Below are 23,170 nucleotides of genomic sequence, written 5' to 3'. Positions count from 1 at the left end.
GATGGCCGATGAGGAAGAGCGTGAATTTGCCTCCGCTCCCTGTTCGCTGAGCGAGGTCGATCCGGCCTATGCCGGGCTGGACGGGCCGGGCGATCTCAAAGGCTGGCGCAAGGCCGAGCGGGAGCGGCTGATTGCCCTGCGCATGGCGATCCCGGCAGCCGAACGCGCCGAACTGGGCGAGCGCGTAGCCGCCCGTCTGGAGGAATTGATCGGCGATCCGGCCGGTCTGGTAGTCAGCGCCTATTGGCCGTTCCGGGGCGAGCCGGACCTCAAGCCGATGCTGGCCCGGCTGCGGGAGAAGGGCGCGATCACGGCCCTGCCGGTAGTGGTCAAGAAGGCGCACCCGCTGGTGTTCCGCCAGTGGCAATCGGGCGACCGGCTGGAACGGGGCGTGTGGAACATCCCCATTCCCGCAGATGGCGCGGAAGTGGTGCCCGATATCGCGATCGCCCCGGTCGTGGGCTATGATCCGCAATGTTACCGCCTGGGCTATGGCGGTGGCTTCTTCGACCGGACTCTGGCCTCGCTCCTCCCGCACAAGCCGCGCCTGTTCGGCGTGGGCTATACGGCGCAGGCGATCCGCACGATCCACCCGCAGGCTTACGACATCCCGATGGATGCGGTTGTGACCGAGGCCGGGGTTTCCCGGCCCGGATAATCAGTGCAGCCGGGCCTTCAGGCCCTGCAGCTTATCGGGATTGCGCATGACATAGATGGCCTGGATGCGTCCGCTGTCCAGCAGCAGGGCAGTGGTCTGGATTTCTCCGTCGCTTTCCTGGGTGACGAAACCGGGCAAGCCGTTGATGAAGCCATATTGGATCACCTTTGCCGGGGCTTGGCCGGTAAAACCCAGGCTCGTCAGACGAGCGATGGCAGCCAGCGCGCGCGAGACGACGTCGCGCCCGCGCAGCACACGCGCCACGGCGGGCCGCTTGCCGCCGCCATCGGCGTAGAAGCTCACCTGATCGGCCAGCAGGCTGCTGAGTGCTGCCGTGTCCCCGCTGCGCGATGCGGCGAAGAAGGCCTCCGCGATCCGCCGGCCTTCGTCGCGCTGGACGGGGAAGCGCGCCCGTTCCGCCTGCACATTGCGCCGCGCCCGCGTGGCGAGCTGGCGGCATGCGGCGGCATCGCGGCCGAGCGACCCGGCAATGCTCTCGAAGCTCTCCCCGAATACGTCGTGCAGCAGGAAGGCCGCGCGTTCGAGCGGGGAGAGCCGTTCGAGCGCGAGCATCAGGGGCAGGGTAACGTCATCCTCCGGTCCCTCCTCCTCCAGCACGGGTTCGGGCAGCCATGGCCCGGCATAGTCCTCGCGCCGGGCACGGGCGGATTTGAGCTGGTCCAGGCACAGACGCGTGACCACGCGGCGCAGGAACGCGGCGGGCACTTCCACCGCTTCCCTTTCTGCCCGCGCCCAGCGCAGCCAGGCGTCCTGCACCACATCCTCCGCATCGGCCATGGAGCCGAGCATGCGATAGGCGACGCGCAGCAGCATCGCCCGATGCTGCTCGAAGGCGGCCGGGCTGTGCTGCGGCTCCATGGTCACCAGCCTCGTTTCGTGTCGAACATGTCGAAGCCGACCGCCAGCCGGTTCCAGCCGTTCATGACAATGATCGCCATGGTCAGCTGCACCTGTTCTTCCTTGTCGAAATGGGCGTCGAGTTCAGCATAGACCTCATCCGGCGCGCGCCGTTCGGCGACCAGGGTGATGTGATCCGTCCAGGCAAAGGCGGCGCGTTCGCGATCCGTGTAGCACGGGGCGTCCCACCACGCAGCGATCAGATGGAGGCGCTGGTCCGTCTCCCCCGCCTTGCGGGCATCGGAGGTGTGCATGTTCAGGCAATTGGCGCAGCCATTGATCTGGGATGCGCGGATTTTCACGAGTTCGAGCAGGTTGTGCTCAAGTCTGCTGCTTTCCACCACGCGGGTCGAGAACTCCAGGTAATCCTGCATTACCTTGGGCGCGGCGGCAAAAGGTTGGGGGCGGCTGCTCATCGCTGTTTCCTTTCTTCGTTGGAGACAGCGATGTGACGATGCAGCCACCCCTCAATGTGACATGGAGGTCAGAAAATTTCTCAATAGCTCGCGCGAGCCGTGAGGAAGAAGCTGCGGCCCGGTTCCGGGAAACCGTCCACCAGCGTGTAATTGTCGTCGAACAGGTTGCGCACCCCGGCGCCCAGGGTCACCCCGTCAATCACTTCATAATCGACGCGGAGATTGGCCTGAACATAGGCGCCGGTCTTGTAATAGAGCGTGCCGGCCGTGTTCACTGTCCAACGGTCGGACGCCAGTTCCAGCGAGGGCAGGATGCTCAGCCCGTCGAGCGGCTGCCATTCCAGCCAGGCGAAGGCCTTGTGCGTGGGAACGCCGGTGGCCTCGAAGGCAGAGATCGAAGGATCGGTGAAGTCGCGCTGGGTCCAGGTATAGTTGGCGCCAAGGCTCAGCGTGTCGCTCGCCTGTGCGCTGATGGCCAGTTCTGCCCCGTAATACTCGCCCTTGCCGACATTGCGGCTCTGGCTGACGGCGTTGTTGGAGCATACCGGAGGAGTGGCATTGTCGCAGGTCTGGTAGACGAAGGGGAACGAGACGATGGCGTCGTCCAGCCAGGAATAGAAGGCCGCGCCTTCCAGCTTCACCGCGCCGAAGCTCTTCGATCCGCCCAGTTCCAGATTGGTGGCGCGTTCGCTCTTCAGGTCCGGATTGGAGGTCGCCCCGCCGAAGCGTGAGCTGAAGCGCTCGAAAATGGTCGGGAAACGGGTGCGCGAGCTGAGCGAAAGATGCAATGCGGTATCCGCATCGGGCGTCCAGTCGATCCGCCCCTGCGCATTCCACGCATCGGCATCGGCCAGTTCGTAGCTGAACAGGGTGCCGCCATCACGGGTGCCGTTCAGCGTGAATTCCTCGGCCGTATAGAGCTTGCGCCAGTCATAGCTGAAGCCGCCGGTCACGCTGAGCGAGGGGCTCAGTTGCAGGCGATCCTCGATCGCGATGCTGAACGTGTCCTCGTCGTCGGCCTGCGGCGGTTCGATATAGGCGGTGGGGAAATATTGCGAATATTCGACATGCTCGTCGCGCCGGTAATGGAAGGCGAGGCCCAGCCGGTTGCCATCGGTGGCGTAATCGAGCTGGACGGTGCCGCCATAGGCCTTGTCCTCGTACCAGCTGTTGAACACTTTGCCCGCGGTGGAGGTCTGGCTGTTCTGGTTGCGATTGTCGAACCCGCGCAGGAGGTTGCCGAAGCTGTTGTGGTAGAGCTTCGTCTTGAGCGTCAGATCGTCGCCGAGGGCCGTGGTGGAGAGGAAATAGAAGCTCTCGATATTCCAGTAGGGCCAGCTCCAGTAGCGCTGGCTGTTCAGCGAATCCGAGACATGCAGCGGCGCGTTCTTCGAACCTTCCTGCCTCGTGTAGCTGATCGAATATTCGTCGGTCGCGTTGGGGGTGAAGCCGATCTTGGCATTCACGCGCCAGTCTTCGGTGCGGCTGAAATCGCGCTCGCCGCCATCTTCCGTGGCGGTTGGGGTGAAGTCTTCCGGCAGGTCCCAATGATCGCGGAAAGTGCGGGCGTAGCTGGCCTGCGCATACCACTGGTCCTGCTTTGTGCCGAGCAGGGCGAAGGCGCTGTAGCCAGCGTAATCGGCATCCCGGTCAAGCTCCAGCGTGCCGCGTGCCTCCACTTCCAGTTCCTTGGTCGGCTTGCGGGTCACCAGATTGATCGCGCCGCCCATCGCGCCCGGTCCGTCGAGCACCGAGGCATAGCCCTTGGCTACCTGGATCTCGGCCACGTCCGGCGTCAGGAAGCGGCCGTAATCCAGCCGGTTGTCGGCCGGCAGATAGACGCGGATGCCGTCGATGGAGAGCGGCACCTGGAACCGGTCGAAGCCGCGGACATAGATCAGGCGTTCGTTGCGCGAGCCGCCGCTGTTCGATGCGGAAACGCCCGGCATGAGGTTGGCCGCATCGTCCAAATGATTGCGGTTGAAGGCTTCGATGGCCTCTGCCGTCATGGTCTCACCGGTCACCGCGATGCCTTCCGGCTTCTTGCTGGTGACCAGAATCTGGCCAAGAGTGAAGGTGTTGTCGGCCATATCTGCAGCAGTTTCTTCCGCATGTGCAACGGCAGGCAGGCAGGAGATCAGGCAGGCCGAGGCCAGCAGGCGTAATTTCATTTTCGATTTTCCCTCATGACAAAACGCCCTCCACCGCGAGGCGAAGGGCTATATTCGTTGGGATATGGCATGCTATATTTGCAAGAATATAGCAAGGGCCGAGCGAATGGCTCGTCCAGTGCACTGTGCGAAAGCCATGCCATTCGGGGCGGACAACACTTTCCTACACGCCCCCGGATGGGGTTTATCCTGTGCGATGATCAGCCTTGCATTCGCCCAGCCATCGATCCCGAAAACGCCTATCTCCGCCATTTGGGAGAGTTGGCCTGGCCTGCACGAAAACCCGGAACGGAAGGTTACAGTCAGGCCATCCCGCAGCCCTGTAAAATGGCGCGAATCCGGGCTGCACGGGCAATGTGCGCTTCAAACGAAAACAGGCATTTCCTCGCGTCCAAGGGTGACACTTGCGCGCCGCCCTTTTCAGAGCGCGAGTGTCATCGGCCGGATGGATGCGGGCAGGGTGTCGTTCGGATCGGAAGGCCGGAAAGCCGCCCGGTTCAGTCCGGACCGACCTGCCTTATTCAGGGCCTGGGTTCGTGCTCCACGGGCCGGATCATGCCTTCCTGCGCCGTGCTGGCCACGAGGCGGCCGTCGCGGCTGAAGATCTGCCCGCGCGTGAAACCGCGCGATCCGCCGGCCCAGGGGCTGTCGGTCACATGGAGCAGCCATTCGTCCGCCCGGAAGGGTTCGTGGAACCAGATGGCGTGATCGAGGCTCGCCGCTTTCACTTCGCCGCGATACCAGTTCACGCCGTGCGGGCGAGTGCTGGTGGCCAGCAGATGCATGTCGCTGGCATAGGCGAGCACGGCGCGGTGGACGCGCGGATCGTCGGGCAGTTCGGCCACGGTGCGGAACCAGACATGGCTGAGCGGATCGTTCTTCTGCGGGAACATCCAGTCGCGCGGTTCGACCGGGCGGGTGTCGATCGGCCAGGGTTGCAGCAGCCGGTCGCGATACATGTTGGGCACCAACTCGGCCATTTCGCGGCGCAGCTGCATGTCGGATTTGAGGTCTTCCGGCGCGGGAACATCCGGCATCTGGTGATACTGGTGCTCCAGCCCCTTCTGCGAGACCTGGAAGGACGCCGTCAGGTTCAGGATCGGCTGGCCCTGCTGGCTCGCCACCACGCGGCGGTTGGAGAAGCTGCCGCCATCGAAATCCCGCATCACTTGGTAGTCGATCGGGTATTCCTCGTTCCCGCCGCGCAGGAAATAGCAATGGAGCGAATGGCAGTGACGATTGTCGTCCACTGTCCGTTCCGCCGCGCCAAGGGCCTGGGCGATTGCCTGCCCGCCGAATACGCGGCCGACGCCGCCTTTCTTGCGCCGACCCAGGAAACGGTCATCGCCGCCGCGCGGTTCGAGATCCAGCAGCAGGACGAGATCGGCAACGAGGGCTTCGGGCGTGGGATTGACGTTGGTTGCCATTTAAAACGTATGCGCGGCGACCCAGCGAAGGTCAACGCGCCTTCAATAATTTGCGATAGAGCCGCCAGCAGATTGCCTTGGCGGTGTTGCGGCGCGGCCACCGGCCAGGTGCATGCGGCTTCAGGCCGATCCGGCGCAGCAGGCTGTTGAAGGCGCGGGCGTCCGCCTCCTCATAGCTCCATTCCGAGCGCCAGGTGATCGACAGGGAGATGGAGGGCGTGGGGCCGACCTTGACCCAATGCGGCGCCATTACGGGCACGAACATGGCCTCGCTGGGCTCCAGGTGGAACTCCATGCCGCCGGCTGCCAGCGCATCCGCCCATCTGAGTTCGCGCGCCCCGCCAGTGTGATAGTTTTCATGCACTTGATCCGGCGCGTAATCGGCGTTGCCCGCGGGGAATTGCACCATTGTCTTGGTGCCCACCAGCTGCATCAGGATGTTGTGTTCGGGATCGAAATGATAGGGCGTCACCGCGTTGGGGGAGGAGACGAAGATAAAGCCCTGCGTCTTCATCATCCTGCCCGTCTTCGCCTCGATGGACGGCTTCAGTTCCGCCAGCAGGGCGCCGAGCAATTCGGCATAGGCGGGGTTCTGCTCGATGTTCTTGAGCACGGCCCAGCTGTTCGTCTCGTGAATGCGGCGGATCGTGTCGCCGATGGTGAGGCCGGTAGCGCCGGGCTTGTCCTCGATCCCGATGGGCAGGTCGCCGCGATTATATTCGACGGAGCTTTCCGGCAGGCTCTCGCCCAGTGCGGCCAGCGCATCGAGGGCAAGCAGCGGGTTGTCCGGCAGATTGTGGCGCAGTTTGTGGGGTATTTCCGGATAGGAGGCCGCGAAGGCCGCACGCGCCTCGCCGGGAAAGACCTGACCCGCGCCGAGCGGGGAGGCGCAGTTGGGCAGGGGAGTGTCGGGCTTCATGCAAGCTCTCCGGAGAATTTGCGTGTCTCGGCAAAGGCGATCGCGCGGAACAGAGCTCGCCGCAACGGGCCGCCAATGCCGATGTTGATCCGCCCGATGGCCCGCCGTTCGCGCCAGATATGGTCGATCATCGGATGGTCGGCGCTCGCGCAACTGTCGCACCAGTCGATGTCCTCGCGCTCCAGCAGGTCGAGATTTTCGCGCTGGAGAAGGACACCGGGCGAGAAGCGGGCGAAGCGTTCGTCGAAGGCAGTCTTGTAGGAAAACGCGCCGGGCGGGGTGAGGAAATTGGCCAGCATGGCGATGGGCTCGCCATCGAGTGAAAGGGTCAGCCTTTCCAGCCGGCCGCGCCATGCGGCGCCGAGCAAGGCCTCGCGGAAGAGGCGCATCGTCGCTCCGTCCCGGGCAAGGGCATGGCCGGATTTGCCCTTCCAGCCGGAGGCTTCCAGCGCAAGGAACGCCTCGGTCCATTTCTCCACGGCATGAGCATCGACGCGGCGTTCGAAGCGCAGGGAGCCGAGTTCGGCCAGGCGATTATACTGGCGGCGCAGTTCCTTGCGCTTCTTGCCCGTCATCGACGCGTCCAGATAAGTCTCCGGTGCGAGATCGGATTGCAGCAAGGCGCGTTCCTCGCGGTGGACGAGGGCGGCGTGACGGCCCTGTTCGGCCAGCACGGCTAGCAGTGCGTCGTGCATCGCACCTTCGAGCGGGAGTTGCGGCAGGTGGAGGAACAGCGCCCCCTCGGCATTCCTGTCCGCCCAGTCGAACAGAGCGCGCCAGAAGGGGCGTTCCATCCCGCGCGCGACCAGCGGCACGCCCAGAAAGCAATTGCCGTGTATCCAGGTCGCCCATTGGGGCAGGCGGTGGCGGTAATAGCGGCTCTCGCGCAGCACCGGCAGCAGGCCCGCGAGCGTGCCATCCACCTCCACGCAGAGCAGCCGGACCAGGCCACGCTGGTCGAGGCCTTCCAGCGCCGGCAGCAGGTACCAGCTTTCAAGGAACGGATTGGGGCTTGACGCCCATTGCGCCAGCGCGTCCCAGCGCAGCACGGCATCGACGCTGGCCATTTCGCGCCAGTCCATCGCCTCGGCCCGGATCACGGGTGCACGTGTGCCACTGGCGTCGTCCGACGCAGCACTATCCGGCATGTGAAGCGGCCTGCTTGCCACGTTAACCCTCGTGTCACGGCTCGCAGCGCCGCATGGCCGGGCTCTAGCCCGCGAAACCGAAAGAAGCGTTAAGCGCGGCGTCCGGCAAGAGGGGTTATACCCTGAAAACAAAGACCCCGCCCGGATCGCTCCGGACGGGGTCGTCATTCACTTAACAGGCTGTGCGTTAGGCGGCGAGGACCGCCAGCAGCAGCAGGGCTACGATGTTGGTGATCTTGATCATCGGGTTCACGGCCGGACCGGCAGTGTCCTTGTAGGGATCGCCCACCGTGTCGCCCGTCACAGCAGCCTTGTGGGCTTCGCTGCCCTTGCCGCCGTGATTGCCGTCTTCGATGTATTTCTTCGCGTTGTCCCACGCGCCGCCGCCCGAGGTCATGGAGAGGGCCACGAACAGCCCGCCCACGATCACGCCGAGTAGCAGGGCGCCCAGTGCGGCAAAGCCGTTCTGTTGACCCGCCACCAAAGTGATGACGAAATAGACCACGATTGGCGCCAGCACCGGCAGCAGTGAAGGAATGATCATTTCCTTGATCGCCGCCTTGGTGACGAGATCGACGGTGCGGGCATAGTTCGGGCGGCTGGTCCCGGCCATGATGCCCGGATCGCTGGCGAACTGGTCGCGCACGTCCTTCACAACGTCGCCCGCTGCGCGGCCCACTGCCGTCATGCCCATCGCGCCGAACAGATAGGGCAGCAGCGCCCCCAGCAGCAGGCCGACGATGACATAGGGGTTCTCAAGGCTGAAATCGACTTCCAGTGTCGGGAAGAACTCCTTGAGGTCAGTGGTATAGGCGGCAAACAGCACCAGAGCCGCAAGGCCTGCCGAACCGATGGCATAGCCCTTGGTCACGGCCTTGGTGGTGTTGCCCACGGCATCGAGCAGGTCGGTCTTCTCGCGCACGCTGTCGTCCAGACCCGCCATTTCGGCAATGCCACCGGCATTGTCGGTAACGGGTCCATAAGCGTCGAGCGCCACGACCATGCCTGCCAGGGCGAGCATGGCAGTGGCGGCATAGGCAATGCCGATCAGGCCTGCGAGCTGATAGGCGATGATGATGCCCGCCACGATGACGATGGTGGGCAGGGCAGTCGCTTCAAGGCTGATCGCGAGGCCCTGGATCACATTGGTGCCATGGCCGGTTTCCGAAGCCTTGGCGATAGAGCGCACCGGGCGGAAATTGGTGCCGGTGTAATATTCGGTGATCCAGATGATCAGCCCGGTGATGACCAGGCCCAGCAGCGAGCAATAGAACAGCGCGCGGCCGTTGAAGTCGGTGCCCGGAAGCACATTCTCCATCCCGCCCAGCGCGGTGCTGGTGGCGAACCAGATTGCCGGTATCGCCAGGACTGCCGAGACGAGGAAGCCCTTGTACATCGCGCCCATGACGTTGTTCGAACCGCCGAGGCGAACGAAATAGGTGCCGATGATCGAGGTGACGATGCAGACGCCGCCGATCAGCAGCGGCAGGGCCATCAGGTTCGGCAGCAGGTCGCCCACGCTCTTGAGGAGCAGGGCGGTCAGCACCATGGTCGCGCCCACGGTGACGACGTAGGTCTCGAACAGGTCGGCCGCCATGCCGGCGCAATCGCCCACATTGTCGCCCACATTGTCCGCGATCACCGCCGGGTTGCGTGGATCGTCTTCCGGGATGCCCGCCTCGACCTTGCCGACGAGGTCGGCGCCGACGTCGGCGGCCTTGGTGAAGATCCCGCCGCCAAGGCGCGCGAAGATCGAGATCAGCGATGCACCGAAGGCGAGGGCGACAAGGCCGTCCACCACCGTGCGGTCCTCACCGCCTACCGTGAAGCCGGCAATGTCAGTGAGATACCAGTAGAACACCGCAATCGCGAGGAGGGCGAGGCCAGCCACCAGAAGGCCGGTGATCGCGCCCGCACGGAAGGCCAAGGTCAGCCCGTTTTGCAGGCCCTGCTGGGCTGCTGCTGCGGTGCGGACGTTGGAGCGGACGGAGATGTTCATTCCGATGAACCCGGCCACGCCCGACAGGATCGCGCCGATCACGAAGCCGGTGGCAGAAATCGCCCCCAGCGTAGCGAAGATGATGATCGCGACCACCACGCCTACGATGGCGATGGTCGTATATTGCCGCTTCAGATAGGCTTGTGCACCTTCTTGAATTGCCGCGGCAATTTCCTGCATCTTTTCATTGCCGGCACTTGCGCCGAGCACCTGGCGGCTGGTTACGAAGCCATACACGATGGCAAGCAGCCCCAATATGATGGAAATAGTGACGAGGTTCACGTGAGCCTCTCCCCCTCTGCAAAGAATTGCGGATCGCGTGGCTCCTTCTTTTATTTTGAGGCGCTCACGCCAATGCAGATGGCTATAGGGCCATTATAGGGCGCGCAAGCCCTAAAACCCGCATTTCTCCTTAGGTTGTTTGCCCTCCATCCTTTGGGGGCGTGGTGGGCTGTCCTAGGTGTGAATACGTGACAAGTTTATCGCACGAACCATGGAATCTTGCGCCTTCCAATGGTTTATGCGAGGTTAATGTCATGACTGAAGCCATCCGTAAGCTGTTCGCCGTGATGCCGTTTCTGTTCGGCATCGGTTTCATCGCGCCGCTCACGGCGCAGCTCATGGCCGTCTGGGGCATCGACGGGCCCTTCGGCATGAGCCGGATCGGCTTCGGGCTGCTCTTCGGTGGGGCATGGGGGCTCTACGCTAATATCAAGGGGCGCTGGCTGTGACTGACGGACCGGTGAAGGAAGGCGGCCTGATCGAGGTCGAGGTGATCGAAACGGACGCGATCGAAACCGATTTGATCGGGCGTAACTCGATCGAGGTTCCCGGCATTATCCCGGCTGAGGATGGCCCGGTAATCGGCCTTGCGGGCGACGATACGCTCGACAAGCACCTGCGCCGCGAGCTGATGAAGGAAGAGCGGGCGATTGCCATGCAATTCCATGGCGGGGCGACCTGGGTCTATGCCGCGCTGACCGTCACCTGCTTTGCGATCTGGGTCAGCCTCTTCCCGCTGGCGGTGCTGGGCTATCTCGGCCCGGTCGGCCTGACGCTGGGCTTCGTCTTCTCCACCTTCTGCGCGGCCTATGGCTTCATTCCGAGCCACGAGGCGATGCATTCCAATATCTATCCGCGCGGGCACAAATATTACTGGGTCAACGAACTGACCGGGCATCTTTCCACGATCCCGATCGCACTGGGCTTCGGCGTGGCGCGGCTCACCCATATGGAGCATCACAAATACACCAACGATCCGCAGCTCGATCCGGATTATACGGACGGCGCGCCGAACTGGTGGAAGGCCATTCTCAAGACTTGGTGGAACCGCCAGCCGGGCGTCGAAGGCTCGGTGATGCGCTACAAGAAGATGATGGTGGACATGGATACGCCTGCTTCGCGCAAGGCGGCCATGCAAACCACCATTCTTCAGTTGGTTATGCTGGGAACCTTCTTCGGCATGGCATGGAGCGGCTACGCAATCGAAGTCGCGCTGCTGTGGTGGCTGCCGCGTCAGGTCGGCCTTTCGTGGATCCGTTACTGGCTTAGCTGGGCGCCGCATCACCCGCAGGAACGCGGCCGTTACAAGAACACCAAGATCTTCAAGGCGAAGCTGGGTTACTGGGCGTCGATGGCGATGGAATATCACCTGATCCATCACCTTTATCCCGGCATTCCGAACCACCGCCAGAAGGAAGCCTATCACGCGATGAAGGATGTGCTGCGCCGTCAGGGCGTGGACGTTTCGGCGCACTGAATCCGGATTTCGCGATGGCGAGGGGGGGGGGAAGCCCTGCAGCAATCCAGGGCGCAATTATGCGTGCCCTGGATTGCTTCGCGTCTCAGGCAGGCAACACCGTTTCAGCCGTGCTGGTAGCCCAGTTCGTCTTCCTCGCTGAGCGCAGTCCCGTCCAGTAGCAGGGGGGCGCCTTCCGGCAGCAATATTGTGCCGACCTGATAGGCCGTGACGGGCAAGCGAGTGCCTTCCGGAGCGGTGAACAGCAATTCGTAATCGTCGCCCCAGCGCAAGGCGTCCAGAACGCGGCCAGAAGGGCACCCAAGGGGCACAGAGGCGCTTGCCAGAGATATTGTGACGCTGCTGGCACGAGCCATGCGGCAGGCGTCGAGCAGGAGCCCGTCCGACACGTCCATCATCGCCGTGACAAGCGGGGCAAGTGCCTGCCCCTCGGCAAGGCGGGCCATAGGGCGACTATAGGCGGTGCTGTCTTCTCCGGTGCTGTCACGCAGAGCCTCGAAGCCCATCATCGCGGCGCCCACCGGGCCGGTGAGATAGACTGCATCCCCCGGCTGCGCGCCGGAGCGTGAGGGAACGGGAAGGCAACTCGCCCTGCCAAGCGCCGTCAGCCCATCCGCGCGCGGCGAACGGCCCGAGGTCGTATCTCCGCCCAGCAGCGGCACGCCATAATGGCGGAGGACGTCCTCCAGCCCGCGCAGGAAGTCTCCGTCTCCCGGGCCGAGCATGTGGCCCAGCAACACCCCCAACGGCTCAGCGCCTTTCGAGGCGAGATCGGAGAGGTTCGTGGCGACCAGCTTCCATGCCACATCGGCCATGTCGGCGCCGGGCAGGTAATGGATGCCCTCCACCAGCATGTCATGCGTGAGGATCAGCGTCTCGGTGCCAAACGGCAGCACCGCGCAATCGTCATCCAGGCCACGCGCGGCAGGATGCGTGGCTAGTGCGCGCAATCGTTCGATAAAGGCCAGTTCCCGCGTCATGCGGTTGCCACCCGGGCAGCGGAGAAGCTAGGCAGCCTGTCTGCCCGTTTTCGAGGAAATGCCCCAGCCATGATGCGTCTTGCCAAACTCGTCCTGTCCGTCGCCGTGTCGACCGCCGGGCTTGCGGCGGCTTCGCCCGCCTTTGCATGGGGGCCGATAGGCCATCGGGTAAGCGCCGAGATTGCAGAGCGCAACATCAGCGGGAAGACCCGCGCGGAAATCGCCGGAATTATGGGCGCCGAAACGCTGGCCGATGCATCGACCTGGCCGGATGACGAGCGGTCCAACCCCGATCCTTTCTGGCAGAGCGAAGCATCCCCCTGGCATTATGTGACCCTGCCCGAAGGCAAGCATGCTGCCGAACTGGTCCATCCGGCAGAGGGCGATGCCGCAACCGCGCTGGAGCGCTTTGCCGCCGTGCTGCGCGATCGCAGTTCCAGCCGTGAAGACAGGCAGCGCGCACTGCGCTTCATTGTCCATATCGTGGCGGACCTGCATCAGCCGCTCCATGCGGGGAACGACACAGACCGCGGCGGCAACTGGTTCAACGTCCTATGGTTCGACGAGCCGCAGAACCTGCACTGGGTTTGGGACGAGGGGCTGATCCTCAAGCGCCAGCTCAGCTACAGCGAATATGCCGACCGGCTGGAGCGCCATATGACGCCGTCCGAAGTAACGGGCTGGTGGAACAGCGATCCGGCGGTGTGGATCGACGAGAGCATTGCGCTGCGCGATCGCATCTACCCGCCCAAGGGCGGCGAGTTGGGCGAAGCTACGCGGGAATCCCCCGTCAGCCTCTCATGGCAATATGCCTGGCAATGGACGCCTGCCATGGAACAACGGCTCGAACAATCAGGCGTGCGTCTGGCGGCCTATCTGGACAAGGTGCTGGGCGGGGAGGATTAATTCGGCGGCTGATTGCGAAATTGGGCTGGAAGCGGACTTTTCGGACCCGGCAACATTGCGGACATCCCCAATCTCCGCTCGTCTCGAGCTTGTCGAAGGACACGGGAAACCCACACCCACATCCCGTTGGCGGGGCAAGTGCCGCCGCGTGTCCTTCGACAGGCTCAGGATGAGCGGTTGTGGTGAGTGGGATTGGGCTTTTACTCACTTACCTTCGTCATTCCCGCGAAGGCGGGAATCCAGATCAACGGTTGCCGCTGGGTTCCCGCCTTCGCGGGAATGACGAATTGGGGACTGGCAGCTTCCCACCCCACACTCGCCGTTCGGAACGCCAATCGAGCTGCCTGGAAGCTGCCCTTCCGGGCGATAGCTTCGCGGACGTTTGCGCGGCTGTCATCCTGAACTTGTTTGCGCAAGCACAGCTCCGCTTCCAGGATCCATTTCGCCGGATCGAACGGTAGCCTATGGGGAAGGATGGATGCCGAACCCGGTTCAGCATCACGAGTTTTCCATGTCCGCTGCCACCCTCTTGCTACGATGCCGTTCGCAAAACGGTTTCACCGAAAGCGGATGAGTGGCCAGCGGGAAGTCTTCTAGCTCCGCACGGCCTTCGCCACGCCATCAAGCACTCCATTGACGAATTTCGCCTCGCGAGCGTCGAAGAAGGCGTGGGCGACATCGACATATTCGCTGATCGCGCTGCCCAGCGGCACGTCCTGCCGGGCAAGCAGCTCGTAAGCACCGGCGCGCAGAATCTGCAGCATTGTCTTGTCCAGCCGGTCGAGCTTCCAGCCATCGGCGAGGCGGGATTCGACCAGTGCGTCGATCTCTTCCTGGCGGGCGATCACGCCCGAGACGATATCGTCGAAGAAGGCGACTTCGGCGTCGGCCAGTTCTTCCTCGTCGTCATCCTGCGCACGGCCGAGCCGGTGCTGGTGGAACTCGTCCAGCAGGCGGGGCAGGGCGATGTCTTCCATCTCGCGCTGGTACAGCGCCTGGACGGCGGCCAGACGCGCAGCGGAACGGGCTTGGGAACGGCCACTCATTTCAGTCTCAATTCCACGGATTTGGCATGGGCAGGCAGCCCTTCCATCTGGGCCAGCCGCACGGCTGCGGGGCCAATCTTCGCCAAGGCGGCATCGTCCAGCGAGATGAAGCTGGTGCGCTTCATGAAGTCCAGCACCGAAAGGCCGGAGGAAAAGCGCGCGCGCCGCCCGGTGGGCAGCACGTGGTTCGGCCCGGCGACATAATCGCCCACCGCTTCCGGGGTCATCCGGCCAAGGAACACGCTGCCCGCATGGCGAATGCCAGCGAACAGGCTTTCGGGATCGTCCACCGCCAGTTCGATATGTTCCGCGGCGAGCGCATTGGCGAGGCGGGGGGCCTCGGCAAGGTCGGCCACTTCCACGATCAGGCCATGCGCGGCCCAGCTGGCCTGCGCGGTCTTCTTTGTGGAGAGCATGGCGCTCTGCACGTCGACGCGGTCCGCCACCTGATCGGCGAAGTCCGGATCGTCGGTAATCAGGATCGATTGCGCGGCGGGATCGTGCTCGGCCTGGCTCAGCAGGTCGGCCGCGATCCAGTCAGGATCGTTCTTGCCATCCGCGATCACGAGGATTTCGGAGGGGCCAGCCACCATGTCGATCCCGACAACGCCATAAAGCTGGCGCTTGGCTTCCGCGACCCAGGCATTGCCCGGCCCGGTAACGACGTCCACCGGCTTGATCCGCTTGGTGCCATAGGCCAGCGCGCCAATGGCCTGTGCGCCGCCCACCGGCCAGATTTCGTCCACACCGGCAAGATGCGCGGCGGCGAGTACCAGTTCGTTGATCTCGCCCTTGGGCGTGGGGGTGCAGACCACCAGCCGCTGAACTCCGGCGACTTTGGCCGGAATGGCGTTCATCAGCAGGGAAGAAGGGTAGGATGCGCGCCCGCCCGGCACATAGAGCCCGGCGGCATCGACGGGGAACCACTTCGCGCCGAGCCGCACGCCGGCCGCGTCAGTATAGTCGCGATCCTGCGGCAGCTGCGCTTCGTGATAGGCGCGGATGCGCGACGCGGCGAGTTCCAGCGCCTCGCGCAGATCGCTGTCCAGCGCGTCAAACGCGGCCTTGCAGGTTTCCGGTGCGATCCGCCATTCGCCTTCCGGCAGCGAGAAAGCGTCGAACCGCTGGGTATATTCCGCCAGCGCCTCGTCCCCGCGCGCGCGGACCTCGTTGAGGATGGTCGCCACCGATTGCGCCACGTCGCCGCCGCTTTCGCGCCGGTCGGCCACGATGCGGGTGAATTTCCGCTCGAAATCGGGATCGGAGGTCTTGAGGCGGAGCATCAGCGGCGCCCCTCGGCCACGGCGCGGAACGCCTCGACCAGCTCGCCAAGGCGGGGATCGGTCTTCAAGGCGGCGCGATTGACGATCAGGCGGGCAGAGACAGGCAGGATGGTGGTGGTTTCCACCAGCCCGTTTTCCTTCAGCGTTCGACCGGTGGAAACAAGGTCCACGATGCGCTGGGACAGGCCAAGGCTGGGGGCGAGTTCCATCGCGCCGTTCAGCTTCACGCATTCGGCCTGAATGCCCTGCCGTTCGAAGAAACGACTGGTGAGGTTGGGATATTTGGTGGCCACTCGCAGGTGGCTGACCTTGCCCAGCGGCTCCAGCCCGGAATCCACCGGTTCGGCCACCGAAAGGCGGCAATGGCCGATGTCGAGATCGACCGGCGCGTAGAGATCGGGATAGTCGAATTCCTCGACCACATCGGAACCGACAATGCCCGCCTGGGCCGCGCCATGGGCGACGAAAGTGGCGACATCGAACGCACGCACGCGGATGATCCGCATGTCAGTGGCTTCGCAGGCGAAGCTGAGCGCACGGTTGTCCTTGTCGTTGAACGCGGCTTCGGGCACGACGCCGGCGCGTGCCATCACGGGCAGTGCTTCCTCCAGGATGCGGCCCTTGGGAACGGCAAAGGTAAGCGGTTTCGACATGGCGCGGGCCTTAGGGACACAGCGCGGAAAGGGCAATGGAAATGGCGGAAGCGGGCTCGGCGGAAAATGCGGTCATGGAGATCGCGAGCGTCGAACAGGCGCTGCAATGGCAGGCAGACCACGCCACCCGCGCCCAAGCGCCCTGCACCGGACGCGTGATCGCGGCGGAGCGGGCCGTGCTCCGCACCGATACCGAAGTCGCCCGCCGGATGAATGACTGGCCCGGCCTGTCGCTGGAGGACGCGCTGCCGCTGCGGATCGCGGGCGGCATCCACAATCTCTATCTCACGGGCGACGCGCCGGAACTTGGGCCGGTCTATGCGGGCGAACTGACCGATCAGGCCGAGATCGACCGGATCGTCTGCGCGCTGGTGGAGAAGTTCGATGCGCGGCTCGCCCCGTGGCTGGACGGGCCGCCGCAGACTAACGAGGCTGGGCGCGCCAACAGCCTGATGGCCGGGCTGCTGTGGCTGGCGCAAAGGCTTGGCCCGAAATTGGAACTGAACGAGATCGGATCGAGCGCGGGCGTCAACACAATGATGGAACGCTATCATTTCGATCTGGGCGGGGTGACGGTGGGGCCGGAAGGCTCGCCCATGCAGCTGAAGCCCGAATGGCGCGGGCCCCCGCCGCCTGCGGGTGCGATCGAGATCGTGGCCATTCGCGGGTCCGATATTGCGCCGATAGACCTGTCCGATCCGGCAGAGGCGTTGCGGCTCAAATCCTACGTCTGGCCCGACGCGACCGAGCGGATGGCGCGGATCGATGCGGCGATTGCGCTGGCGGGGCACAGGAAGCCCGATCTGGTGAGGATGGACGCAGGCGATTTCGTGGCGGACATGCTCGCCCGGCCGCAACAGGAGGGCGTTACACGCGTGCTCTATCACTCGGTCATGTGGCAATATCTGCCGCAAGAAACCCGCGCCGCGATCACGGCGGCTATGGAAGAGGCTGGCGGTAACGCAACGGCCGGACGCCCACTTGCATGGGTGCGGCTGGAAACCAACCGCAAGACCTTTGCTCATGAGTTGAACGTGAAGTACTGGCCCGGCAGTGGCCAGGAATGGACGCTGCTGTCGCAGGCCCACCCGCATGGTGCATGGGTGGAGTGGTTCGGGAAGGATTAGTCCGGCTTGCCGCCGAAACGTTCTTCCCGATTGGCCTCGGCCCGGACGGCGGCACGCCGGAGATAGCGGCCAACAGGCCCGAGGCGGTAGCCAAACCGTTCCACCCAGCCACCGTGGAAGCTGGTCCATTCCCAGATGACCACCGAGGCAAAGATCGCCACGGACAGCCATCCGAAGATCAGGGCTGGCGGTTCCAGCAGCATTCCCAGCAGGGCCAGCCCGGCAAGGGCGATCAGGCCGAAGCGGTGCGACATGGGGAAGTTGCGGAACGGATTGGCGAAGCGTTTGAACAGGCCCACGCCCAGAATGTAGATCGCCCCGCCGCCGCATAGCGAAAGGACCAGGGCCGGGCCGGTGTGGCCATGTGGGTGAGCCAGCAGCAATTCGTCGGCTACGGCAGTGCCGATGATGCCCAGCACGATGGGCATGTGCAGATAGGTGTAGGCGCTGCGGGCGATCCGTCCGGGCTCGTGGTGATGCTCGATCAGTTCGGCGCCGCGCTTCGCCCCGACATCGAAATAGATCCACCACATCAGGACAGAGCCGGTGAAGGCGGCGAGGAAGGCAGAGCTGTTGAGGAAAGTGAGGGCATTGCCGGCAAAGGTCGCGCCGGTCACGATGATCCCTTCGCCCAGCGCGATGATGATGAACAGGGCGCAGCGTTCCGCCATGTGGCCGCCGGAAATGCGCCAGTCGCTGGGCATGACGCTGCCGCCGAAGGGAAGGCGGTATCCGGTGCTCGGCCCCGAATATTCGATGGCCAGTGCCACCAGCCAGCAGGCCAGGCGGACTTTCGTGTGCTGCGACAGAGCGCCTGCGACCCAGAGGCATCCACTCAGCACGAAGTAGAGCACGATCCGCTGCATCGTTCGCGCCGCTTCGTGGCTGTTGCGGCGCATGACGATGGCCACGAAGGCGGACCGCCCGATCTGGATGGTCAGATAGGCGCAGGCGAAGATCAGGCCGTGTTCGGCAAAGGCCTTGGGAATGGAAACGGCCATTACCAGGCTGGCCAGCATGGTGAGCAACAGGGCGATGCGCACCTGCACCCGTTCGGGATCGAGCCAGTTCGCGGCCCATGTCGTGTAGACCCAAGCCCACCAGATCGCCGCGAAGATCACCAGCGCCTCGACCACAGCCGCCACGCCGTGATGGGCGAGCAGGAAATGGGAAATCTGCGTGATGGCGAAGACATAGACGAGGTCGAAGAACAGCTCGAGAAAGCTGACCCGGACCTCGCCATCGACCGGATTGCGCAGCAGCGAGTTAGGCAGTGGCGGTATTTTCTGTTCGGCCAAGGAAACCCTCCATCGCCGCGATCACTGCAGCCGGACGTTCCCATTGCACGAAATGGCCGCATCCGGAAATGCGCTCGATAGTGAGGTTCTCGGCAAGGTCTTCAAGCCCGTCGAGATTGCCGGGCGGCAGGGCGAGATCGTCCATCGCCCAGATCACCAGCGTGGGAATGATGAGCTTGGGCATAGGCGGCGGGGCCCAGCCTTCGGGCAGGGCATAAGGCGCGTTCTCGTCCGGAACCTCGATGGCCGAGGCGCGATACCAGTTGAGCATGCCGAAACAGGCATCGCGATCCTGCCAGCCGGCGAGCATGAAGTCGCGCTCCTCCGGCTCAAGCGCAGCAGAGGGTTGCCAGCGCAAGGCCTTGAGCAGCAGGGCGCCAAGCCCATGCTCGCGCACCAGAGCGTCATTCGCCGGATCGCGGAAGGCTCGCATATACTGGCTCGCCCGGCGCTGGACCGGATCGGTGTAGAGCAGGCGCTGGAACAGGGCCGCATGGGGCGCATTGGCAATTACCGCGCGGCTCACCCGGCCACTTGCCTGACCGATCATGGCAATTGGCCAGCTGATCGCACCGCCCCAATCATGGCCCACGATCGTGAAACGCTCCACGCCCAGCGCATCGGCCAGCTGGAAGATGTCTCCGATCAGCTTGTCCGCGGAATAGCTCGCCACATCCTGCGGTTTTGACGATCCGCCATAACCGCGCTGATCGGGCGCGATGCAGCGATAGCGCGTGTTGAAATGGCGGATCTGGTGGCGCCAGCTGCGGTGGCTTTCGGGAAAGCCGTGGAGGAAGATCAGGGCCGGGGCATCGCGCGGGCCGCTGTCCCACATGGCAAGCTCGATGCCGGAAGCGAGAACGACGGCCTGCAGTTCCTCCCCCGCCACTGTCTCACTCGCTGCGCGTCAGGGGCTGTTCGGGCAGGGGGATGAATTCCACCTCGTCGCCCGGAACCTTGGGGAAGCGGCCTTCCTTCCAGTCCTGCTTTGCCTGCTCGATCCGTTCGCGGCGGGAACTTACGAAGTTCCACCACACGTGACGCTTCGTGCTGAAGGCTTCCCCGCCCAGCAGCATCACCCGCCCGCCGGAGCGGGAATCGAGCACCATTTCCGCGCCGGGGCGCAGCACGGCCAGTTCGTAGAGCTTGAGCGGCTTGCCATCCAGAGTGGCCTCGCCGCCCACCAGCATCACCGCGCGCTCATCCGCATCGGCCTCGATCGGGATCGCGCCACTGGGGCCGAGGAGGATCTCGGCATAGATGGTTTCGGCATAGGTGGTGGTGGGCGCCCTCTCGCCCCACAACTCGCCCATGATGACGCGGGCAGTAACGCACTGGTCTTCGATCAGCGGCAATTCGCTGACCGCTTCGAAGGAAGGAGCAATCTCCTCCCTGCCATCGGGCAGGGCGAGCCAGGTCTGCATGCCATAGAGGCGAGGGCCGGCCTCGCGCTCCGACACAGGGCTGCGCTCGGAATGGACGATGCCGCTGCCGGCGGTCATCAGGTTCACTTGCCCCGGCCGGATGATCGAATGGCTGCCCAGGCTGTCGCGATGTTCGATCGCGCCGGCATATTCGCCGTCGAACAGCCAGGTGACCGTGGCGAGGTTGATATGCGGGTGTGGCCGCACATCCATTGCCCGGCCGATGTCCAGCTGCGCGGGGCCGAACTGGTCGACGAAGATGAAGGGCCCCACCATGCGCCGTTCCTTGGCGGGGAGCACGCGGCGGACCTCGAAATCGCCCAGATCGTGGGAGATCGGCGTGATGGTGTCGATCACATTCATGAAGCGTCCTCTGGTGCGCTGGCCTTGATTGCCAGGGCATGGACGCGTTCGCCCGGAATGTCACCCAATGCGCGGTTAACCATGCGCTGGCATTCTACGCGGGATTTGCCGCTGAAGGCCGCGCTTTCGATCACCACCGTGAAGTGAGATTCGCCGCTGCCGTCGTCGCCCGCGTGGCCGTGATGACGGGCGGAATCGTTGATGACTTCCAGTCGGAGCGGGCTGAATGCTGCCTCCAACAGGTGTTCCATTTCGCGCTGAAGCGGGCCGGCCATGAATTCTCCTGTGCTGGATTTCATCTGTGAAAGGGGGTTCCCTTATAGGCCATGAATGCCCATCCTAAAGATGTGAAGGATACGAAGCACGACAGATTCAAAGGGCGGTACGAAGCACAGGGGCGCCAATGCGAGGCGCCGGGTTGCGATGACTCAGGTGAATTCCGTGCGCCGGGATCGCGCCCCTCGGGTTTCGACGGGCCTGGCCAATGGCGCTGGTTCTGCCTGGACCATGTTCGCGAATTCAATTCCGGCTATGACTGGTTCGAGGGAATGAGCGCCGAGGAAATCCTTGAAGCGCAGCACCCCGTAGCCGGCTGGCGGCGGGAAAGCCGCGCCTTTCAACCCGATGGCGGCGTGGGCGCCGTGCCGCGCTGGGCCGATTTCGACGATCCGCTGGAAGCCATCGGTATGCGAGCGGCGGATATTCGCCGCCGCGCCGCCGGGCGCCATGCCGAAGATCAGGCAAAGGCCCGCTTCACTCCGCGCGAACGCGAGGCGCTGGGCGTGATGGGGCTGGAGCCGGATACGGACCGCGCGGACCTGCGCAAGCGTTACTCACAACTGGTGCGGAAATATCACCCGGATCGCAATGGCGGCGATCGTAGCCAGGAAGCGCGGCTGGGCAGGGTGGTGGAAGCCTATCAAATATTGAGGAAGTCGAGCGCTCTGGCGTGACGCTGCTTGTCTAGGCGGCGTGGACAAATTCGGACCTGAATTGAGCGTCTGATATCTGGGAGTACAGCCTGCGGCCTGAATGACAGGAGCGGGGTGGGGAACTGCCAGTCCCCAATTCGTCGTTCCCGCGAAGGCGGGAATCCAGTGGCAACCGTTGATCTGGATTGCCGCCTTCGCGGGAATGACGAAGGTAGGTGAGTAGAATCCTTATCCCAGCCACCACGCCCGCTCGTCCTGAGCTTGTCGAAGGACACGGGAAACCGTCAGCCCCGTATCCACTTGTTGGGCAAGCGCTGGCGCGTGTCCTTCGACAAGCTCAGGACGAGCGGAGGTAGGGGATGTCCGCGATGCGTCGTGTCCGGAAAGTCCGCTTTGGGCGGGAGTGTTGTGGGAAGCGGACCATCCTAACCCGTCATCCTGAACTTGTTTCAGGATCCATTTCTCCGGATCGCACGGCGGTTCGTGAGGATGGATGGATGCTGAAACAAGTTCAGCATGACGATCCTGAAAACATCCGCAATGTAGTCGTATTCGGAATGGCGGCATTTGGCAGCCTTGGGGTGGTCAACTGCCCTTTGTGGGCTCATCGGGCGAAGGGGACTTTGTCGAGGCCTTGTCCCTTTGTCGCCGCGCCCTCTTGAGGAAGCGCTCCGATCGCGCGGTCGAGAATGAGCCCACCCCAGCCATGCGACGTAGATGTATCCAGGTAATGATTGCGATGTAGAGTAAGATGCCTGCCACGACGATGATTGCGCCCGCCGGGTAAGAATAACGCTCCGCGAGAGTTGCCAGGGCCAGACCTGCCACCAAGGGAGCCGATGCGATAAGTTGGTGCTGAAACGTCGGCATTCCAGCCCAGCCTACCCGGGCCCACTCTCTATCTATCATTTGACGGACGCGGTGAACTAGCTTGACCATGTTTGTAGACTAGCGTGCCGCCAAATGTCCGCAATGTCATCGTATTCGGAACGACAGCTTCTCGGCCAAAATTCTGAAAAGCAGTTATGGAAGCTTACGCTGAAATTTGTCCACGCCCTCTGCCTCCCTCCTCTTCAGAGGAGGGGGAGCACAAGGGTCAGCCCTGCGCCTGTCGTTCGGCAATCTGGGCGTAGTCGATTGCCTTTGCCGCCTTATAAGCGTCACGCGCGCGGAACCGTTCGACATAGGCAGTGAAGGCAGGCCTTTCCGGGAAAGTCCCGAACATCATGCCCCACTCGACCTGACTGCCGACGTAGACATCCGCCATGGTGAAACGCTTGCCGCAGACGAAATCGCATGTGGCTAGATGGCCTTCCAGCATCGCGAGTGCTGCGTCGATATCGCCCCAGCCAACCGAGATACGCTCGCGCGCCTCTTTCGGTTCGTAGCCGTAATGGCGTGCAGTAACGCCCTGTTCGATCGGACCAGCCACGAAGAACAGCCAGCGAAAATAATCCGCGCGCTCTTCTTCCCGGGGCGCAAGGTCCCCGGCAGCGAGATAGGCGCAGATTGCGGCAGCCTCGGAAATCACCCGGTCCCCATTCGGCGTGTGATGGATCACGGTCGGAACCTTGCCGAGCGGGTTTACCGCGAGCAGTTCGGCGGGCTTGGCGTTCCACTCCACTATCACTTCGTCATAGCTCGCCCCAGCCTCATGCAGGGCCCAGCGGGCCATCTGCCCGCGCGACATGGGGTTAGTGAAAAAGGTGAAGTCAGCCATGCCCGAATCTCCCGCCGCAGCAT

At 63.7% G+C, this 23,170-nt stretch carries 22 protein-coding genes; 6 read left to right on the top strand and 16 right to left on the bottom strand.

Annotated elements, in window-relative coordinates; all coding sequences use genetic code 11:
• The first annotated feature begins 1 nt into the window (after position 1).
• Positions 2 to 658 carry a 5-formyltetrahydrofolate cyclo-ligase gene (locus tag WFP36_RS10670; RefSeq protein WP_336980351.1) on the top strand — a complete coding sequence of 219 codons (657 nt, stop codon included), beginning with the start codon at positions 2 to 4 and terminating at the stop codon, positions 656 to 658.
• On the opposite strand, the gene WFP36_RS10665 is transcribed toward WFP36_RS10670, so the two are convergent.
• From WFP36_RS10665 to WFP36_RS10635, 7 genes are all read right to left on the bottom strand, one after another.
• Positions 659 to 1,537 carry a sigma-70 family RNA polymerase sigma factor gene (locus WFP36_RS10665; protein ID WP_336980350.1) on the bottom strand — a complete coding sequence of 293 codons (879 nt, stop codon included), beginning with the start codon at positions 1,535 to 1,537 and terminating at the stop codon, positions 659 to 661.
• A gap of 2 nt (positions 1,538 to 1,539) precedes the next feature.
• Positions 1,540 to 1,992: a carboxymuconolactone decarboxylase family protein gene (locus WFP36_RS10660; RefSeq protein ID WP_336980348.1), complete on the bottom strand. Its 453-nt coding sequence runs from the start codon at positions 1,990 to 1,992 to the stop codon at positions 1,540 to 1,542.
• 80 nt (positions 1,993 to 2,072) lie between these two features.
• Positions 2,073 to 4,163: a TonB-dependent receptor plug domain-containing protein gene (locus tag WFP36_RS10655; RefSeq protein WP_336980347.1), complete on the bottom strand. Its 2,091-nt coding sequence runs from the start codon at positions 4,161 to 4,163 to the stop codon at positions 2,073 to 2,075.
• A 521-nt stretch (positions 4,164 to 4,684) separates the two neighbouring features.
• Entirely contained in the window at positions 4,685 to 5,590 is a 906-nt protein-coding gene (locus WFP36_RS10650) for an acyl-CoA thioesterase (protein WP_336980346.1), read from the bottom strand.
• 31 nt (positions 5,591 to 5,621) lie between these two features.
• Positions 5,622 to 6,509 carry a transcriptional regulator gene (locus tag WFP36_RS10645; protein WP_336980344.1) on the bottom strand — a complete coding sequence of 296 codons (888 nt, stop codon included), beginning with the start codon at positions 6,507 to 6,509 and terminating at the stop codon, positions 5,622 to 5,624.
• Complete coding sequence (locus WFP36_RS10640) at positions 6,506 to 7,657, bottom strand: GNAT family N-acetyltransferase (protein WP_336980342.1); 1,152 nt, start codon at positions 7,655 to 7,657, stop codon at positions 6,506 to 6,508. The genes WFP36_RS10645 and WFP36_RS10640 overlap by 4 nt, the downstream gene beginning before the upstream one ends.
• Before the next feature lie 187 nt (positions 7,658 to 7,844).
• Positions 7,845 to 9,938, bottom strand: a complete 2,094-nt coding sequence (locus tag WFP36_RS10635; RefSeq protein ID WP_336980340.1) for a sodium-translocating pyrophosphatase — start codon at positions 9,936 to 9,938, stop codon at positions 7,845 to 7,847.
• 254 nt (positions 9,939 to 10,192) lie between these two features.
• Between WFP36_RS10635 and WFP36_RS10630 the strand changes: the two genes are divergently transcribed.
• A complete protein-coding gene (locus WFP36_RS10630) occupies positions 10,193 to 10,387 on the top strand; it encodes a hypothetical protein (RefSeq protein ID WP_336980338.1) in 195 nt (64 codons plus the stop codon).
• Entirely contained in the window at positions 10,384 to 11,415 is a 1,032-nt protein-coding gene (locus WFP36_RS10625; protein WP_336980336.1) for a fatty acid desaturase, read from the top strand. The genes WFP36_RS10630 and WFP36_RS10625 overlap by 4 nt, the downstream gene beginning before the upstream one ends.
• A 104-nt stretch (positions 11,416 to 11,519) precedes the next feature.
• Here WFP36_RS10625 and thiL read toward each other — a convergent pair whose 3' ends face one another.
• Positions 11,520 to 12,395, bottom strand: coding sequence for a thiamine-phosphate kinase (gene thiL, locus WFP36_RS10620; protein ID WP_336980334.1), 876 nt, complete (start codon positions 12,393 to 12,395; stop codon positions 11,520 to 11,522).
• 69 nt (positions 12,396 to 12,464) lie between these two features.
• Here thiL and WFP36_RS10615 point away from each other — a divergent pair, with 69 nt between their 5' ends.
• Entirely contained in the window at positions 12,465 to 13,301 is an 837-nt protein-coding gene (locus WFP36_RS10615) for a S1/P1 nuclease (protein ID WP_336980332.1), read from the top strand.
• 593 nt (positions 13,302 to 13,894) lie between these two features.
• On the opposite strand, the gene nusB is transcribed toward WFP36_RS10615, so the two are convergent.
• Genes nusB through hisG form a run of 3 tightly spaced genes read right to left on the bottom strand, consistent with a single transcriptional unit; the run spans position 13,895 to position 16,283 of the window.
• Positions 13,895 to 14,347, bottom strand: coding sequence for a transcription antitermination factor NusB (gene nusB / locus WFP36_RS10610; protein ID WP_336980330.1), 453 nt, complete (start codon positions 14,345 to 14,347; stop codon positions 13,895 to 13,897).
• Positions 14,344 to 15,630: a histidinol dehydrogenase gene (hisD, locus tag WFP36_RS10605; RefSeq protein WP_336980328.1), complete on the bottom strand. Its 1,287-nt coding sequence runs from the start codon at positions 15,628 to 15,630 to the stop codon at positions 14,344 to 14,346. The genes nusB and hisD overlap by 4 nt, the downstream gene beginning before the upstream one ends.
• Positions 15,630 to 16,283, bottom strand: coding sequence for an ATP phosphoribosyltransferase (gene hisG / locus WFP36_RS10600; protein WP_336980327.1), 654 nt, complete (start codon positions 16,281 to 16,283; stop codon positions 15,630 to 15,632). The genes hisD and hisG overlap by 1 nt, the downstream gene beginning before the upstream one ends.
• A gap of 74 nt (positions 16,284 to 16,357) precedes the next feature.
• Here hisG and WFP36_RS10595 point away from each other — a divergent pair, with 74 nt between their 5' ends.
• On the top strand, positions 16,358 to 17,410 hold the full coding sequence (locus WFP36_RS10595; RefSeq protein WP_336980325.1) for a DUF2332 domain-containing protein: 1,053 nt from the start codon (positions 16,358 to 16,360) through the stop codon (positions 17,408 to 17,410).
• Here WFP36_RS10595 and WFP36_RS10590 read toward each other — a convergent pair.
• The 4 genes from WFP36_RS10590 to WFP36_RS10575 are packed head-to-tail and all read right to left on the bottom strand — an operon-like array spanning position 17,407 to position 20,770.
• Positions 17,407 to 18,708 (bottom strand): low temperature requirement protein A, encoded by a 1,302-nt coding sequence (locus WFP36_RS10590; protein WP_336980323.1) that lies wholly within the window; start codon positions 18,706 to 18,708, stop codon positions 17,407 to 17,409. The two genes, WFP36_RS10595 and WFP36_RS10590, sit on opposite strands and share 4 nt — an antisense overlap.
• Positions 18,677 to 19,543: an alpha/beta fold hydrolase gene (locus WFP36_RS10585; protein WP_419716632.1), complete on the bottom strand. Its 867-nt coding sequence runs from the start codon at positions 19,541 to 19,543 to the stop codon at positions 18,677 to 18,679. The genes WFP36_RS10590 and WFP36_RS10585 overlap by 32 nt, the downstream gene beginning before the upstream one ends.
• A 58-nt stretch (positions 19,544 to 19,601) precedes the next feature.
• On the bottom strand, positions 19,602 to 20,495 hold the full coding sequence (locus WFP36_RS10580) for a pirin family protein (RefSeq protein ID WP_336980319.1): 894 nt from the start codon (positions 20,493 to 20,495) through the stop codon (positions 19,602 to 19,604).
• On the bottom strand, positions 20,492 to 20,770 hold the full coding sequence (locus WFP36_RS10575) for a BolA family protein (protein WP_336980317.1): 279 nt from the start codon (positions 20,768 to 20,770) through the stop codon (positions 20,492 to 20,494). Before WFP36_RS10575 ends, WFP36_RS10580 begins: the two co-directional genes overlap by 4 nt.
• Positions 20,771 to 20,821: 51 nt before the next feature.
• On the opposite strand from WFP36_RS10575, the gene WFP36_RS10570 reads away from it, so the two are divergent.
• Positions 20,822 to 21,448, top strand: a complete 627-nt coding sequence (locus WFP36_RS10570; RefSeq protein WP_336980315.1) for a J domain-containing protein — start codon at positions 20,822 to 20,824, stop codon at positions 21,446 to 21,448.
• Between the two features lie 1,075 nt (positions 21,449 to 22,523).
• Here WFP36_RS10570 and WFP36_RS10565 read toward each other — a convergent pair.
• Positions 22,524 to 23,147 (bottom strand): glutathione S-transferase family protein, encoded by a 624-nt coding sequence (locus WFP36_RS10565; RefSeq protein ID WP_336980313.1) that lies wholly within the window; start codon positions 23,145 to 23,147, stop codon positions 22,524 to 22,526.
• Positions 23,148 to 23,170 lie beyond the last annotated feature (23 nt).

Origin of the sequence: Fulverythrobacter fulvus, from assembly GCF_037154085.1 — a bacterium.
Taxonomy (GTDB): Bacteria; Pseudomonadota; Alphaproteobacteria; order Sphingomonadales; family Sphingomonadaceae; genus Andeanibacterium; species Andeanibacterium fulvum.
Note: the sequence above shows the minus strand (reverse complement) of the source record. Positions and strands in the feature narration are given on the sequence as shown.

What these genes read in the sequence shown, in the direction of transcription:
- WFP36_RS10580 (WP_336980319.1), bottom strand. Translation starts at nt 20,495, where the DNA reads ATGAATGTGATCGACACCATCACGCCGATCTCCCACGATCTGGGCGAT.
- WFP36_RS10585 (WP_419716632.1), bottom strand. Translation starts at nt 19,543, where the DNA reads ATGTGGGACAGCGGCCCGCGCGATGCCCCGGCCCTGATCTTCCTCCAC.
- WFP36_RS10565 (WP_336980313.1), bottom strand. Translation starts at nt 23,147, where the DNA reads ATGGCTGACTTCACCTTTTTCACTAACCCCATGTCGCGCGGGCAGATG.
- hisD (WP_336980328.1), bottom strand. Translation starts at nt 15,630, where the DNA reads ATGCTCCGCCTCAAGACCTCCGATCCCGATTTCGAGCGGAAATTCACC.
- WFP36_RS10660 (WP_336980348.1), bottom strand. Translation starts at nt 1,992, where the DNA reads ATGAGCAGCCGCCCCCAACCTTTTGCCGCCGCGCCCAAGGTAATGCAG.
- WFP36_RS10670 (WP_336980351.1), top strand. Translation starts at nt 2, where the DNA reads ATGGCCGATGAGGAAGAGCGTGAATTTGCCTCCGCTCCCTGTTCGCTG.
- WFP36_RS10570 (WP_336980315.1), top strand. Translation starts at nt 20,822, where the DNA reads ATGAATGCCCATCCTAAAGATGTGAAGGATACGAAGCACGACAGATTC.
- WFP36_RS10665 (WP_336980350.1), bottom strand. Translation starts at nt 1,537, where the DNA reads ATGGAGCCGCAGCACAGCCCGGCCGCCTTCGAGCAGCATCGGGCGATG.
- thiL (WP_336980334.1), bottom strand. Translation starts at nt 12,395, where the DNA reads ATGACGCGGGAACTGGCCTTTATCGAACGATTGCGCGCACTAGCCACG.
- WFP36_RS10650 (WP_336980346.1), bottom strand. Translation starts at nt 5,590, where the DNA reads ATGGCAACCAACGTCAATCCCACGCCCGAAGCCCTCGTTGCCGATCTC.
- WFP36_RS10645 (WP_336980344.1), bottom strand. Translation starts at nt 6,509, where the DNA reads ATGAAGCCCGACACTCCCCTGCCCAACTGCGCCTCCCCGCTCGGCGCG.
- WFP36_RS10615 (WP_336980332.1), top strand. Translation starts at nt 12,465, where the DNA reads ATGATGCGTCTTGCCAAACTCGTCCTGTCCGTCGCCGTGTCGACCGCC.
- hisG (WP_336980327.1), bottom strand. Translation starts at nt 16,283, where the DNA reads ATGTCGAAACCGCTTACCTTTGCCGTTCCCAAGGGCCGCATCCTGGAG.
- WFP36_RS10595 (WP_336980325.1), top strand. Translation starts at nt 16,358, where the DNA reads ATGGAGATCGCGAGCGTCGAACAGGCGCTGCAATGGCAGGCAGACCAC.
- nusB (WP_336980330.1), bottom strand. Translation starts at nt 14,347, where the DNA reads ATGAGTGGCCGTTCCCAAGCCCGTTCCGCTGCGCGTCTGGCCGCCGTC.
- WFP36_RS10655 (WP_336980347.1), bottom strand. Translation starts at nt 4,163, where the DNA reads ATGAAATTACGCCTGCTGGCCTCGGCCTGCCTGATCTCCTGCCTGCCT.
- WFP36_RS10575 (WP_336980317.1), bottom strand. Translation starts at nt 20,770, where the DNA reads ATGGCCGGCCCGCTTCAGCGCGAAATGGAACACCTGTTGGAGGCAGCA.
- WFP36_RS10630 (WP_336980338.1), top strand. Translation starts at nt 10,193, where the DNA reads ATGACTGAAGCCATCCGTAAGCTGTTCGCCGTGATGCCGTTTCTGTTC.
- WFP36_RS10640 (WP_336980342.1), bottom strand. Translation starts at nt 7,657, where the DNA reads ATGCCGGATAGTGCTGCGTCGGACGACGCCAGTGGCACACGTGCACCC.